The organism is Micrococcus sp. FDAARGOS_333, assembly GCF_002206575.2.
GTDB lineage: Bacteria > Actinomycetota > Actinomycetes > Actinomycetales > Micrococcaceae > Micrococcus > Micrococcus lylae.
The window spans coordinates 989,171-1,004,097 of the sequence record NZ_NJFJ02000001.1 but is presented as its reverse complement, the minus strand read 5'-3'; the positions used below and the strand labels follow the sequence as shown (position 1 = coordinate 1,004,097).

Below are 14,927 nucleotides of genomic sequence, written 5' to 3'. Positions count from 1 at the left end.
CGGGATCGACGATAACGACTTGGTCACGGTAGATCAAGGATCGGTGACGAACCGCACCGTCCGAGCTGTTCCACATCACGGGGCGTAGGCTGGCCGGAACAGAGGCCGTGCGCATCCCGCGGGCGGTCACCTCCCCGGCCCCGCCTGACAGGAGTTCACGTCCATGCGCCCTGGCACTCCCGCCTTCACCGAGCTCACCGACGCCCTCATCGCGAGGATCCAGGAGGTGGTCGAAGGCAAGCCCGAGGCCGTCCGGACCGCGGTCCTGGTACAGCTGGCCGGCGGCCACCTGCTGGTGGAGGACGTGCCCGGCGTCGGCAAGACTCTGCTCGCCCGGACCCTGGCCGGCGCCGTCGGCGGCGAGGTGAACCGCATCCAGTTCACCCCGGACCTGCTGCCGGCGGACATCACGGGCGTCTCCGTGTTCCACCAGGAGCGCCACGACTTCCAGTTCCGCCCCGGCCCGGTGTTCGCCCACCTTGTGATCGCGGACGAGATCAACCGTGCCTCGGCCAAGACGCAGGCAGCCCTCCTGGAGGCCATGGAGGAGCACCGGGTGTCCGTGGACGGCACCACGCACCGCCTGCCGGACCCGTTCATGGTGGTCGCCACCCAGAACCCCTCCGACTCCCAGGGCACGTACCCGCTGCCGGAGGCCCAGCGGGACCGCTTCATGGCCCGCATCTCCATGGGCTACCCGGACACGGACGCCGAGGTGCTGATGCTGGCCCACCACACCCACGACCCGGACCGCCCCGACGCGGCCGTCCAGGACGACGTCGAGCCCGTCATGGATGTGGACACCGCCCGCAGCCTGATCGCCGCCACCTCCCTGGTCGCCGTCGGCGAGCCGGTGCGCCGCTACCTCGTGGCGCTCGGCCAGGCCACCCGCCGGCACGCCGACGTGCGCGTGGGTGCGAGCCCGCGCGCGCTGGTGCAGTGGATGTCGGCCGCCCGCGCCGAGGCCGCACTGAGCGGCCGCGACTACGTGGTCCCGGACGACGTGCGCGCCGTGGCCCATGTGGTCCTGGCCCACCGCCTGCTGCTGGACGGACCCGTCCGCCATGACACCACCTCGCCGCAGGCGCGCCGCATCGTGGACGAGGTCCTCTCCCAGGTCCAGGCCCCCTTCGCCTCCCGCGCCGAGGCTCGAGCCGCCCGATGAGCGCGCCGCTGACCCGGCTGCCCCGGTTCCGTCCCCGTGCCGACGCCGTGGGGCTCATGGTCCTCGGCGTCGTGCTCCTGGCGCTCGGCCCGGTGCTGGGCCGACGCGAGGCGATCGCGGTGGGCCTGTTCCTGCTGATCCTCGTGCTGGCCGCCCTGGTCCTGACGCTCGTCGAGCTCGTCCTCACCCGTCGCGCCTGGGAGCAGTCCTGGATCGGTCTGGCCGCTCCGCGCACGGACAGCCTGCACGGACTGCACGAACGGCTCGAGCCCCTGGACCTCACCGTGCACACGCGCGCTGACTCCCTGTCCGGCGGCGCCGGCCTCGAGGTGTACCTCCCCGAGTCCCTGCGTCCCGACGACGGCCCCTCGCCTCGGTCTCGACGCCTCCGCCGTCTGTGGCGCTCCGCCCGTGCCGGCGGGTGGACCCCGTTGCGCGGCTCGGCGCTCTCCCTGTTCCCCCACTGGCGAGGTCGCTACGAGCTGGACGCCGTCCGCTGCCGCGTCACCGGACCGTTCGGCCTGTGGAGCGCACGTCAGCGGATCGCCGTCCCCCAGGAGGCCGAGCTGCCGGTGGGCCCGCGCCGCAGGCCTCTCCCGGCGGACCTGGACCGGGTGCTGATGGCCCAGGTGGCTCGCGCCATCGGGTATCGACGCACCCAGCGCCCGGACGACGTCGGGCTGCGCGAGCACACGGCCGGCGACGCCCTGCACCGCGTGCACTGGGGCGCCACCGCACGCGCCGGCCAGCTCATGGTGCGCGCCGAGGAGCCCGAGGACCGGGCGCCGGTCCAGCTGCTCGTGGACCGCACCCTCGGCTCGGGTGAGCCGCAGAGGCACGTGTCCCCGTCCGGCCACGAGGTGAGCACGGACGATGCCCTGGAGGCCGTCGTGGCCACCGCCGCCGCCGTCGAGGACTCCCTGCGGTCCCAGACGGACCTGGACGTGGACGTGGTGGACCACACCGGCGACCGCTTCGACCCCGCCTCGGCCTGGACCGACATGTACGGTGCGGACCGTGAAGGGGCGCCCTGGTCACTGCGCCGCGACGCCATCGACGGTGCGGCCGTGATGCTCGTGGCCGTCGTCGGCGCCTCGACGCCGTATCCTCCTGCGGCGCCTCCGCAGCGCGGAGCCGTGGTGCTGGTGACCGAGGCCGCGGCCGCCGAGGCAGACCGCTGGCGTTCTGCCGGCTGGAACGTCCTGACGAGCACGGAAGGAGACCGATGATGTCCGCCGCACCCACCGTCTCCGCCCCGGTCCAGGACGACGCGTCGGCCGCCGACGCGCCCCCGACGTTCCCCCGTGCCCTGCTCGGCTGCGCCGCTGTCGCACTGCTGTCCCTGGTCCTGATCGGTGCCGCGGCGCAGGCCGCGGACGCCCTCTTCGCCGGACCCTGGTTCTGGGCCGCGTTCCTGCCGTGCATCGCCTTTGCCGTCGCCTGGACGCCGGTGACCGCCTGGTTCGAACACCGTGACGCCTCCGGCGACACCGCAGGGCTGCTGGGCGTGCTGGCCGGTGCCGTGGTCGCCGCAGTCTTCTGGCTGCGCATCGGCTGGTCCGAGACCCTGCTGCTCGGCGCCCTCCCGACCGGACAGACGTTCGGAGCCCTGCAGGAGGAGATCTCCCTCCTGGGCCAGACGATCGCGCAGGAGACTCCGCCCATCACCGCATCCGCCGGCGTGGTCGCCAGCACCTGCGCGGTGCTGCTGCTCGCGCTCGCGCTGACACTGCTGCTCGCCCGCTCCCTGGACCAGCCCACCCTCGCCGGCGCACCGGCGCTGACCCTGGTCGTCATCGGCGCGGTGGTCACCGCGGGAGTGACTCCGCTGCCGGCGATGCTGCTGGCCGCCGCCGCCTGGATGGGGCTGATGTGGCTGGCGCACCCGACCCGGCGCGTCCGCAGCGTCCTGGGTTCAGCGGGCACCGCCGCGGCAGCCCTGCTGGCCCTGCTGGTCGCCGCGGCGACCCTGCCGCAGCTGACCTCCGGCCTGCTTCCGGAGGGCCAGCGGTGGACGTCCGGCCAGAGCTCCGGTCCCCAGCTGAACACCGAGGTGAACCTCGGCGAGGACCTGCGCCGCACCCCCGGCCCTACGGGCATCTCCCTCACCACCGAGGACGGGACCGGCCGGTACCTGCGCACCGGCGTGGTGGAGGACATCATGGCGGACACGTGGCACCTGCGCCGTCCGGATGACAACGCCCCCTTCGCCCGCCAGGAGATCGCCTTCCCGCAGCCCGGGCTGCCGCAGACCACGGACCAGGTGACCGTGACGTTGGACCGGTTCTCCCCCGACTGGATCCCCGTGCCGAACGGCGCCCAGCGTGTTCCGGCGGCCGAGGACGACTGGGTGCCGCTGCTGCAGGACACCGTCATCGCGCGGCCGACGCCGACCCGTCTGTCCGGCGGTCTCACGCTGATCGACTCGGCGATCGCGTCCTCCCCCGAGGACATGCCCGCCCACCTTGAGCAGGCGGCAGGCACAGACCAGGAGGGGCCGGACCGGGACCGCATGAGCGCGGACGAGCGTGCCCGGCTCCAGGACTCCGAGCTCGCCCGCCAGGCCGAGGAGGTCATGGGCGGCGGCGCCTCCGACTGGGAGAAGGCCAACGCCCTGCAGGCCTGGCTGCGTTCGGACGAGTTCGACTACTCCACCACGGCTCCCGTCGACGACGACTACGACGGCTCCGGGCTGTCCATGACGGAGCAGTTCCTCCAGAAGCGCACCGGCTACTGCGTGCACTTCGCCTCGGCCTTCGCCCTGATGGCGGAGTCGCAGGGGCTGCAGACCCGCATCGTCATCGGCTACGCCCCGGAGACCGGTCAGGCCGGTGAACCCACCGACATTCCCTCGAATCGGGCCCACGCGTGGCCGGAGGTCTACTTCGACGGAGTCGGCTGGATCGCCTTCGAGCCGACCTCCGGCGTGGCCGATGCCCCGGACTACACCGATCCGGAGGCCGGTGCCGGTGCCGGCGCCCTGCCGTCCGAGTCCGCCTCGCCGTCTGCCTCCGAACCGGCCTCGCCGAGCCCGACCGAGGTCTTGCCCTCGGCCTCCACATCGGCCTCGCCGTCGCCCACCGAGGCTGCGAGCCCGACCTCGTCGCCGGAGTCCACCGAGCAGGCCGGGGACGAGCCGCAGAAGCCCGGTGTCTCGGCCGCCGACGTGTTCCGTGTGGTCGGCATCGTGCTCGGCGTCCTCCTGCTCATGGCCGTGGTCGCCGCGGCGGTCTTCGGGCCTGCCTGGTGGCGCAGGCGCCGTCGGCGGCGTCGCCTGGAGGGCCCGTGGGAGGGCGAGGACCAGGCGCGTGCCCGCGTGCTGGCCGCCTGGGCCGAGGTGCGGGACACCGCAGCCCGTTCGAAGGTCCGGCAGGGCCCCTCCCAGGCCGAGGCCGAGGCGGCCGCCGCGTGGGTGGCCCTCGTGCCGGAGCGCCAGGAGGAGATGGACACCGTCCGGTCGGCGGTCCAGTGGGCCCGCTACGCGCCGTCCACCAGCCCGGCCCCCACGGATCCCGCCGCGGTCTCGGCGGCGGCCGGTGCCGTCGTCGAGGCGATGGACGAGGCGAAGAAGGAGCGGAAGAAGGACTGAGCGCACCGACTCACACAGACGTGGGCCCGTGAGCGTGACGCTCACGGGCCCACGCCTGTGTGGTGACGCTCAGCTGGAAAGGTCGCCGAGCCGGACGAGCTCGCGGAACTCCTGACTGCTCTCCTGCAGGCTGGTGAAAGTGCCCTGTCCGATGATCCGCCCCTGGTCCAGGAGGACGATCTGGTCACAGTGCTTGACGGTGGAGAGACGGTGGGCCACCACGATCACCGTGATTTTGCCCTTGAGCGACTCGATGACATCCGTGATCTTCTTCTCGGTCTTGTTGTCCAGGGCCGAGGTGGCTTCGTCCAGGACAAGCAGCTTGGGGTCGCGGTACAGCGCGCGGGCGATGCCGAGGCGCTGCCGCTGGCCGCCGGAGACACCGACGGCGCCCTCGCCGATCACGGTGTCCAGTCCGTGCTCCAGGGTGTCGAGCCACTCTCCGAGCTGAGCGTCGCGGAGAACCTTCTCCACCGCCTCCCGGTCGGCAGTGTCAGCGGCGTCCAGGTCCAAGAGGACGTTCTGCAGCACGGTGCCGTTGACGACCGTGACGGCCTGGGGGACGAAGCCGACGTTGTCCCACCAGCCGCGCGGGTTGGGCTCGAGTTCGTGTCCGTCCACGAACACACCACCGTCCTCAGCATGGTGGAAGCCGATGATGAGATCCACGAGCGTGGTCTTGCCGGCGCCGGAACCGCCGACGAAGGCGAAGGTCTGTCCCGCAGGGATCTCCAGATCGATGTCCTTGAGGACGGGGGCGGCCGCCCCTTCATAGCGGAAGGTGGCGTCTCTCACCTCGAGCCGGTGCTCGTAGGGCAGACGGTCATAGGGCAAGTCGGCCGTGCGCAGGACGGGCTGTGCATCGCGGACCTCGGACACTGTCCGCTCGAATGCCGGCCACGAAGCGCGGATCTCGTTGCTGGTGGCCATGATGGTCGTCAGCGACGGGAGTACGCGGAAGCCGGCCATCGCCAACAATGCCAGCGAGCCGAAGGCACTGTCCCCCTGGCCGGTCAGGAAGGTGATGGCGATCAAGGCGGCGATGCCGATCACGAAGGCCACCTCGAGGACGTAGCGGGGCATCATCGTCAGCATCGTCTTCTGCCTGGTTGCGGCAGCCGCTTCGGTCCGCGCGGCACGGTACTCGTTCATGAAGGCAGAGTCGTTGCCGCGCAGCTTGACGTCCTTGTAGTTCTGCAGCCCTTGCAGCGCGGCGGTGTTGGAGCGCTCACCGGTGGTCACGAGCGTCCAACCCAGAGAACGTGCCGGCTTGCGGATGTACCTCGTCAGAAGAAACCCGACAAGCACGAAGTACACGCCCATGGCCAGGGCCGTCAGCGGCATCGACGCGGCGAGGACGACGACGACAGCGACGAGCGTGACAGCCTCGGTCAGGAGCGTGACGCTGCCGTTGATGACGCCGGTGTAGGCCATCGCGGAGGTGCCTGTCACGTTGTTCACGAGCGTGCCGACCGTACGGCTCAGATGGAGGCTGTAGTCCGCTCGCAGGTAGTACCTCAGCAGCTGGGAGGAGGTCCTGACCAGGTTCTGGTTGGTGAACCCCATGGTCCACCAACGGAAGGCCAGGACCAGGACGGCCTTCACGAGGAAGGCGACCACGATGGCGCCGGCGAGGACCATGGCCTGGTCACCGGTCGTGGACGCACCCCAGCGCTCCAACATGTCGTTCACCGGAGGAATCTGGGTATCGCCGAAGGACATCAGGTTGACCAGAGGCATGATGGAAGCCAAGGCCCCCATCTCCAGGAGGGCGACGACGATGGAGCCGGCGACGACGAAGGCGAGCCGGATCCGCATGCCACGGTCGATCAGATAGCCGGTGCCGTCCGGAAGACGCCGGGTGAGGAACTTGGGTGCCACGGTCCCCCATCGTAGACGTGCGGTGTCACCACCTGGACGGTGCGTTCCCCACACCGCAGCCGTGATCCGTCAGAACTCGCCGTACACCGCCGTCGTGTTCGCGTCGATCGCACGGGCGAGGTCGTCCACGTCCGTCCCGCGCACCTGCGCCATGTGCCGCAGGGTGTACGGCACCAGGTAGGGGGCGTTGGGGCGCCCCCGGTACGGGTGCGGCGTCAGGAAGGGCGCGTCGGTCTCGACGAGCAGCAGGTCCTCGCGGGCCTCGAGGAGGGCTTCGCGCAGGGCGTCGTTGGCCTTGAACGTCACCGGGCCGGCGAAGGACATGTGCCAGCCGTGTTCGTTGCAGATGCGTGCCAGGTCGACCCCACCGGAGAAGCAGTGGAACACGACCTTCTCCGGGAGCCCCCCTGCGCCCTGCTCCTCCAGCAGGATGCGGACGACGTCGTCGTGGGCGTCGCGGTCATGGATCTGCAGTGCCTTGCCCAGGGTGCGGGCGAGCCGGATGTGCCAGCGGAAGGACTCCTGCTGGACGGCATGACCGGCCTCATCGCGTGTGCGGAAGTAGTCCAGGCCGGTCTCCCCCACGGCGCGGACCCGCGGGTGTGCCGCGAGGCGTTCGATCTCGGCGAGCGCCTCGTCCAGGGACCCGCGTTCGGCGTGCCGTGCGGCGTCGTTCGGGTGGATGGCCACGGCGCCGAGCAGCCGCGGGTCCGCTTCGATGGACTCGACGGTGAAGCGGGCCGAGTCCACATCGCAGCCCACCTGCACGGCACCGCGGACGCCCACGGCCTCGGCCGCGTCCATCGCCTGTGACGGCGTGACGGTCACCAGGCCGTCGCGGAAGTCCAGGTGGGTGTGGTTGTCCACCACGGGCACCGGCAGCGGCTCCGGCGCGGGTGGATACTCGAGGCGGCGCTTCCGGCCTGTCTTCTCGTCCTTCTCGTCGCGGCGGGGACCGTCGCCGGCCGGGGCTCCGTCCTGCCGGGGCAGGTAGGCCTCGGGGACCGAGGGCGGCTCGGCGTGGTCGGGGCTCAGTTCAGTGGGCATGCGGCCCACTCTAGGACGGCCGCGGCCCCCGGAGTCTCCTCCGGGGGCCGCGGTCTCGGTTGCTGTGCGGCGGGTCGGCGCATCAGCGCAGCCGGTCAGCGCATCACTTGCCTGCGTACGGGTCGGCGATGCCGATGAACTGGACGGTGGTGTACTCCTCGATGCCCTCGGCGCCGCCCTCGCGGCCGAGTCCGGACTGCTTGACGCCGCCGAACGGGGCCGCCGGGTTGGAGATCACGCCGGCGTTGTAGCCCACCAGGCCGAACTCGATCTGCTCCGAGACCCGGTACATGCGGGCGTAGTCCTGGGTGAAGAGGTAGGACGCCAGGCCGTACTCGGTGTCGTTGGCCATCTCGATGGCCTCCTCCTCGGTGGAGAAGGTGAGGATCGGGGCCACGGGGCCGAAGATCTCCTGCTTCAGGATCGGGTTGCCCTTGTCCACCTTGAGTGCGGTGGGCTGGTAGAAGTAGCCCGGGCCGTCGACCTTCTGGCCGCCGGTGAGCACCTCGCCGCCGGCTTCCACGGCCTCGGTGACGAGTGCGTGGATGTCATCGCGGGCGCCCTCGTCCACGATCGGGCCGAGGGTGGAGTCCGGGTCGGTGCCGCGCAGCGGCTTGAGGGCCTCGAGCCTGGCCACGAACTTCTTCGTGAACTCCTCGGCCACGTCCTCGTGGACGAGGAAGCGGTTGGCGGCGGTGCAGGCCTCGCCCATGTTGCGCATCTTGGCGGCGAAGGCGCCCTCCACCGCGGCGTCGAGGTCGGCGTCCTCGAACACGATCAGCGGAGCGTTGCCGCCGAGCTCCATGGAGGTGCGCAGCACGTTCTTGGCGGCGTCCTGCATCAGCTTCACACCCACCGGGGTGGAGCCGGTGAAGGAGACCTTGCGCAGGCGCGGGTCCTCGAGGATGGGCCCGGAGATCGCGGAGGCGGAAGAGCCGGAGACCACGTTGAGCACGCCCTTGGGCAGGCCGGCCTCCTGCATGACCTGCGCGAACAGCTGGGTGGTCAGCGGGGTGAGCTTGGCGGCCTTGAGCACCATGGTGCAGCCGGCGGCGACGGCGGGGCCGACCTTGCGGGTGGCCATGGCCAGCGGGAAGTTCCAGGGGGTGATCAGCAGGCAGGGGCCGACCGGCTTGTGGTTCACCTGCATCTTCAGGGTGCCCTCGGGGGCGTTCATCGTGCGGCCGTAGTGGCGCACGGCCTCCTCGGAGAACCAGCGCAGGAACCCGTTGCCGTAGGTGACCTCGCCGCGGGCCTCGGCCAGGGGCTTGCCCATCTCGAGGGTCATCAGCAGCGCGAAGTCCTCGGCGCGCTCGTTGATCATGTCGTAGGCGCGGCGCAGGATGTCCGCCCGTTCCTTGGCCGGGGTGCGGGCCCAGTCCTTCTGCGCGGCGCAGGCGGCGTCGAAGGCGGCCTTGGCATCGTCCGAGCCGCCGTCCTGCAGGGAGGCGAGGACCTCGCCGGTGGCCGGATCCTTGACATCGAAGGTCGTGCCGGAGGAGGCGTCACGCCACTCCCCGTCGATCAGCAGACCCTTAGGGACGGACTCGAGCAGGGTCTTCTCACGTTCGGCGGTCACGGTCATGGTGCACCTCTCTCACACGGGGTCGTCGGCTCGCCTGCAGCGGCGGCCGCTTGCCTGTCAGGTCCAACGGGCTGCCGTGGCGCTCGCATTCCCGCACCCGCGGCCCCGCGGACCTCTGACTCGAATCCTACTGATCGGAGCATCCCTACCCCATGCCTGACCACCGTCCGGTCCCGTCAGGCGGAATCCAGCGGTCTCAGCGCCTCCGGGCCGCCAGCACCGCGTCGTACAGCTCGTTCTTGCGCACTCCGTGGGCGGCCGCCACCTGGGCGGCGGCCTGCTTCATCCGCTCGCCGTCGGCAACCCTCTGCTCGACGACGGCCACCAGCTCCTGCAGGCTCGTCCCCTCTGCCTCGCCGCCGGGTCCGACGACCAGCACGATCTCGCCCCTGATGCCCTCGCCCACCTCCCGCTCACGGGCCCAGGCCAGCAGCTCGTCGGCGGTGCCGCGGACGATCTGCTCGTGCAGCTTCGTCAGCTCCCGGGCCACACACGCGGGGCGGTCCGCTCCCAGCACCTCCACGAGGGACTCCAGCGCCGCCGTGATCCGCTGCGGGGACTCGAAGAACACCACGGTCCGCTGCTCGGCGCGGATCTGCTCGAAGGCGCGGGTCCGCTCCCCCGCCTTGCGCGGGACGAAGCCGTCGAAGGCGAAGCGGTCTGTCGGGAGCCCGGACAGGGCCAGCGCCGTCGTCACGGCACTGGCTCCCGGCGCGCAGGTCACGGCCAGCCCCTCGGCCGCGGCGGCGGCCACCAGCCGGTGGCCCGGATCGGAGACGGTCGGCATGCCGGCGTCGGTCACCACGGCCACGGTGGCCCCATCCCGCACCAGAGCCAGCAGCCCCTGGGCGGAGGCGGCCTCGTTGTGCTCGTGGTGCGCCATGAGCCGCCCGGCCGGCGTCACGCCGAGCTTCCGGCACAGCTGCCTGGCCATGCGGGTGTCCTCCGCCGCCACCACGTCCGCGGTGGCGAGCACCTCGCGCAGCCGGTCGGTGGCGTCGCCGAGGTTCCCGATCGGCGTGGCCGCGAGGATCAGTTGTCCGGTCATGCCCTCATCCCTCACGCTCTGCCAAGAACGGATACACGGGCTCCCCAGCGCGTCCGCTCTTCACCCACAGGTGGAGGCCGGTCAGTCTGCCAGCGCGCACCGTGGCGTGCCTCATCAGCCACTTGGGCAGCGTTCGCGGGCCCGCACTCCGGGCCACCGTGACGGCGTCCTTGGGAAGCTTGGCCAGATCGCGCAGCAGCATGGTCGAGGTGAGCTCCGACCCGTGGGCATGGTGAGCGCGCGCCAAGAGAACTGCTTCCGCCTGCCCGGACGAGTAGATCTTCTTCATCTTGGTCCGGATGCCCGCAGTCTCGCGGAAGTACACCTCCATGCCCGGGGCAGGGGCGATGCGCCGGCCGCTGGCCAGCACGCGTGCAGACAGATCCGAATCCTCGACCCCGTAGGGCGGCAGCGATTCGTCGAACCCGCCGACGTCGAGGAAGACCGAACGGAGCATCGCAGCATTGCAGCTCTGTGCGCCGCGGCCATGGAGGATGCCCGGGTTCAGCACCTCACTGTCGGCACGGAAGGGATCCTCCAGCCGTCGATTCTTTCCCGCCACCATCGGGGACCCCGCCGCCACAGCCTCGAAGGCCTGCTGTACCCAGTCCACGGCCACACGGTCGTCGGCGTCGCACATCGCCAGCACCGTGCCGGTGGCCAGCGCGGCCGCGGCGTTCCGGGCGTGGCTCGCGCCCGCCACGCGGAAGGCCTCGGCCACCTTCAGCGACACCGGAAAGTCCGCTGCCCGCGACCGCACGGCGTCTGGGCTGCCGTCCGTGGATCGGTTGTCCCCGACGATCACCTCCCACTGGAGGTCGGTCTTCTGGGCCGCGAGCGCGTCGAGCTGCTCATGGATGAGCGCTCCTGCGTTGTACATGGGGATGATCACTGACACGTCCACGCGCGGGTCCTCACGACGTCGAAATCCTGTCCCCCAGCGTCTCACGGCCCGCCACTGCCCGAAGGCCGCCACACCGACCCGGCCCCCGTAGCATGGCAGGGTGCCCCGAACCTCCGTCGCCCCGCCCTCCCGTGCCCTGACCGGCACGCGCGCCGGCGACCCGTTCTCCGAGGCAGCGCTGCGCGCCCGCCTCGGCGTGCCGACGGCGGTGGTGACGGCATGGGACTGGGTCGTCCCGCTGCTCATCGCGCTGGCCGCGGGCATCATGCGGTTCACGGCCCTGGACTTCCCGGACCGGCTGGTCTTCGACGAGACCTACTACCCCAAGGACGCCTGGTCCCTGCTCCACTTCGGCTATGAGCGCTCCTGGCCGGACGACGTGAACGACGCCTTCGCCGAGGGCACCGCCACCCCGGACCCGGACCCGGCCTATGTGGTGCATCCACCGCTGGGCAAGTGGCTGATCGGCCTCGGCATGCTGGTGTTCGGCATGGACAACGGCTACGGCTGGCGCTCGGCCGCGGCCCTGGCCGGCACGCTCTCCGTGCTGCTGACGGTGCTGATCGGCCGCCGCCTGTTCCGTTCCCTCACCCTGGGCGCGCTGGCCGGCGTCCTGCTGGCCACCGAGGGCCACCACCTGATCCTGTCCCGCATCGGGCTGCTGGACATCTTCCTCTCCTTCTTCGTGGTCGCCGCCTTCTGGGCCCTGCTCAAGGACCGCGACGACGGCCGCGCACAGCTGGCGCGCCGCCTCGCCTCCTCGCTCGGCGCGGCGGGGGACCATGACTGCCGACGACGGCTCCTCGCCTCCGGCCCGCTGCTGGGCTGGCGTCCGTGGCGGCTGGCGGCCGGCCTGCTGCTCGGCGCCGGCTGCGCCGTGAAGCTCTCCGGCCTGGCGTTCATGGCCGTGTTCGGGCTGATGACGGTGCTCTGGGACATGCAGGCCCGCCGCACCGCCGGCATCCGCCACTGGCTGCGCGCCGGCGTCACCCACGACGGCCTGGGTGCATTCCTCGCGGTGGTGGGCGGCGGCCTGGCCGTCTACCTGGCGTCCTGGACCGGGTGGTTCCTCAGCTCGGACGGCTACTACCGCCAGTGGGGCGCAGAGAACCCGCCGAGCGCCTGGTGGGAGCGCCTGCTGCCGGACGCGCTGCGCTCGCTCATCCACTACCACCAGGAGTCCACGAACTTCCACGAGGGCCTCACCAGTCCCCACGACTACGCCTCCAGCCCCTGGACGTGGCCCTTCATGGGACGGCCCGTCAGCTACTTCTACGAAGGCGGCGATCCGGGCGAGGGGCCCTGCATCGGCATGGACGTCACGTGCTCCTCCGCCATCACGGACATCGCCAACCCCCTCCTCTGGTGGTCCGGTCTGGTGGCCGTGCTGGTGAGCCTGTGGCTCTGGATCGCGCGGCGGGACTGGCGCGCCGGCGCCCTGCTGGGGGCGTATCTCGCCGGCCAGGTGGTCTGGTTCCTGTGGCCGGAGCGCACCATGTTCTTCTTCTACACGGTGGCCTACGAGCCGTTCCTGGTGCTCATGGTGGTCCTGATGCTGTCTGTGCTGCTGCGTCCCGGCGGCCGGCTCGGACGGCGGGGCGGCACCCTGCTCATCGTCGCGTACACGCTCCTGGTGCTCGCCGTCTCCGTGTTCTTCCTGCCCCTCTGGACCGGCGAGGTCCTCCCCTACGAGCACTGGCGCTGGCGCATGTGGTTCGCCAGCTGGATCTGAGCCCCTCCGAGGCCGCCCCTGCTACGCAGATCGCTCCGGGTGTCTGTAGGCTCTGTACCTGTGCAGAAGCCCACTAGCCTGACCGAGACCTCGACTGCCCTCGCCGCCGACCTGCCGGAGGACAGCAACATCACGGACCTCGTCCTGTCCTCCCAAGCCGAGGCCCCCCACGCCCCCGTGTACGCGGTGCCCAACGGCGCCGGCGGCTGGCTGGACGTGAGCTTCTCCGCCTTCCTGGACCAGGTCCGCAGCGTCGCACGCGGCCTCATCGCCCGGGGTGTGGAGCCGGGCGACCGCGTGGCGATCTTCGCCCCCACCAGCTACGAGTGGGCCGTCCTGGACCAGGCGATCTGGTTCGCCGGCGCGATCTCCGTGCCGATCTACGAGACCTCCTCCGCCCACCAAGTCGAGCACATCCTCTCCGACTCCGGGACCACGCTGGTCGCCTGCGGCACCGCCTCGCACGAGAAGACCACCCAGCGCGCCGCCCTGGACGGCGGCCTGGAGGTCTCCACCTTCCAGCTCTCCGGCGCCGGCCTGGACGAGCTCGCCACCGGCGTCACGGACGTGGACGACGCGACCCTGGAGGCCGCCCGTTCCGCTGCGGACCTCGACGACGTCGCCTCGCTGGTCTACACCTCCGGGACCACCGGCAAGCCCAAGGGCGCCATGATCACCCACCGCAACTTCGCGGCGGGGGGCCTGAACGTGCTGGCGTTCGCCTATGAGGTCGTGGCCTGGAAGGACTCCGGGCACAACTCCCGCACGCTGATGTTCCTGCCGTTGGCCCATGTGCTGGCCCATGCCGTGCAGGTCATCTGCCTCGTCGGCCGCATCCAGATCGCCCACACCCCCTCCATGGGCACGCTCACCCGGGACCTGGCCACCTTCCGCCCGAACTGGCTGTTGGCCGTGCCCCGCGTGTTCGAGAAGCTGGAGGCCGGTGTGGCCACCAAGGCAAAGAACGCCGGGCAGGGGAAGGTCTTCGACGCCGCCCGCGCCACCGCGATCGCCTATTCGCAGGCCCAGGAGGACGCCGCACGCGGCACGGGCCCCGGGCCGTCCCTGGCGCTGAGGGCCAAGCGCGCCGTGTTCGACCGTCTCGTGTTCTCCAAGCTGCGCGCGGCCCTCGGCGGGGCTGTGGAGTACTCGGTGTCCGGCGCCTCCGCCCTGGACCCGGAGCTGGCACACTTCTTCCGCGGCGCCGGCCTGCCGATCATGGAGGGCTACGGCCTCACCGAGACCACCGCACCGGCCACCGTGAACATCCCCACCGCCATGCGCATGGGCACGGTGGGCCTGCCCGTGGCCGGCACCACCGTGCGCATCTCCGAGGACTCCGAGGTGCTCATCAAGGGGCCCATCGTGTTCAAGGGCTACTGGGAGAACGATCAGGCCACCGCCGAATGCTTCGACGACGACGGCTACTTCCTCACCGGTGACCTCGGCACGCTCGACGAGGACGGCTACCTGTCCATCGTGGGCCGCAAGAAGGAGCTCATCGTCACCGCCGGCGGCAAGAACGTCTACCCCACCCCCATGGAGGAGGGGCTGCGCCGAGATCGCCTGGTCAACCACGTGGTGGTGGTGGGTGAGAACCGCCCCTATGTGGGTGCCCTCGTCACCCTGGACTCCGAGGCCCTGGCCGAGTGGTGCAAGGACAACGGCCGCGGCGAGATGAGCATGTCCGAGGCCGCCCAGGACGAGCAGGTCCGTGCCGCCGTCCAGGAGGCTGTGGACCGGATCAACGAGGGCGTCTCCCGCGCCGAGTCCATCCGCAGGTTCGTGATCCTGGACCACGAGCTGTCCGAAGACTCCGGCCACGTGACCCAGTCCATGAAGCTCAAGCGCAGCACCGTGATGGAGGACTTCAAGGCGGACGTGGAGGCCCTCTACGGCCCGCGCAAGAAGGCCTGATGCAGAAAGAAGCGGGCCCCGCACCGATCGTCTCGGTGCGGGGCCTGATCGTGTGCGGG

General features: G+C 71.1%; 10 protein-coding genes. 5 read left to right on the top strand and 5 right to left on the bottom strand.

Translation table 11 applies throughout. The features are described from left to right. Positions 1 to 163: 163 nt before the first annotated feature. The 3 genes from CEQ11_RS04465 to CEQ11_RS04455 are packed head-to-tail and all read left to right on the top strand — an operon-like array spanning position 164 to position 4,754. The gene (locus CEQ11_RS04465; protein ID WP_088477873.1) at positions 164 to 1,165 is read left to right on the top strand and encodes a MoxR family ATPase; all 1,002 of its coding nucleotides are present in this window, start codon (positions 164 to 166) and stop codon (positions 1,163 to 1,165) included. Continuing rightward, a complete protein-coding gene (locus CEQ11_RS04460; protein WP_088477872.1) occupies positions 1,162 to 2,394 on the top strand; it encodes a DUF58 domain-containing protein in 1,233 nt (410 codons plus the stop codon). Before CEQ11_RS04465 ends, CEQ11_RS04460 begins: the two co-directional genes overlap by 4 nt. Further along, entirely contained in the window at positions 2,394 to 4,754 is a 2,361-nt protein-coding gene (locus CEQ11_RS04455) for a transglutaminase domain-containing protein (RefSeq protein WP_127913455.1), read from the top strand. Before CEQ11_RS04460 ends, CEQ11_RS04455 begins: the two co-directional genes overlap by 1 nt. A 69-nt stretch (positions 4,755 to 4,823) precedes the next feature. Here CEQ11_RS04455 and CEQ11_RS04450 read toward each other — a convergent pair whose 3' ends face one another. From CEQ11_RS04450 to CEQ11_RS04430, 5 genes are all read right to left on the bottom strand, one after another. After that, complete coding sequence (locus tag CEQ11_RS04450) at positions 4,824 to 6,635, bottom strand: ABC transporter ATP-binding protein (RefSeq protein WP_088477870.1); 1,812 nt, start codon at positions 6,633 to 6,635, stop codon at positions 4,824 to 4,826. Between the two features lie 69 nt (positions 6,636 to 6,704). Beyond that, positions 6,705 to 7,682: a TatD family hydrolase gene (locus tag CEQ11_RS04445; RefSeq protein WP_088478907.1), complete on the bottom strand. Its 978-nt coding sequence runs from the start codon at positions 7,680 to 7,682 to the stop codon at positions 6,705 to 6,707. Between the two features lie 103 nt (positions 7,683 to 7,785). Continuing rightward, entirely contained in the window at positions 7,786 to 9,267 is a 1,482-nt protein-coding gene (locus tag CEQ11_RS04440; protein WP_088477869.1) for an NAD-dependent succinate-semialdehyde dehydrogenase, read from the bottom strand. 196 nt (positions 9,268 to 9,463) lie between these two features. After that, positions 9,464 to 10,315, bottom strand: a complete 852-nt coding sequence (gene rsmI / locus CEQ11_RS04435; protein WP_088477868.1) for a 16S rRNA (cytidine(1402)-2'-O)-methyltransferase — start codon at positions 10,313 to 10,315, stop codon at positions 9,464 to 9,466. Positions 10,316 to 10,319: 4 nt separating this feature from the next. Further along, positions 10,320 to 11,207, bottom strand: coding sequence for a glycosyltransferase family 2 protein (locus tag CEQ11_RS04430; RefSeq protein WP_193762982.1), 888 nt, complete (start codon positions 11,205 to 11,207; stop codon positions 10,320 to 10,322). 112 nt (positions 11,208 to 11,319) lie between these two features. Between CEQ11_RS04430 and CEQ11_RS04425 the strand changes: the two genes are divergently transcribed. Continuing rightward, positions 11,320 to 12,951, top strand: coding sequence for a dolichyl-phosphate-mannose--protein mannosyltransferase (locus tag CEQ11_RS04425; protein ID WP_227718741.1), 1,632 nt, complete (start codon positions 11,320 to 11,322; stop codon positions 12,949 to 12,951). A gap of 60 nt (positions 12,952 to 13,011) precedes the next feature. Next, the gene (locus CEQ11_RS04420) at positions 13,012 to 14,868 is read left to right on the top strand and encodes a long-chain fatty acid--CoA ligase (protein WP_102957486.1); all 1,857 of its coding nucleotides are present in this window, start codon (positions 13,012 to 13,014) and stop codon (positions 14,866 to 14,868) included. The last annotated feature ends 59 nt before the right edge of the window (positions 14,869 to 14,927 follow it).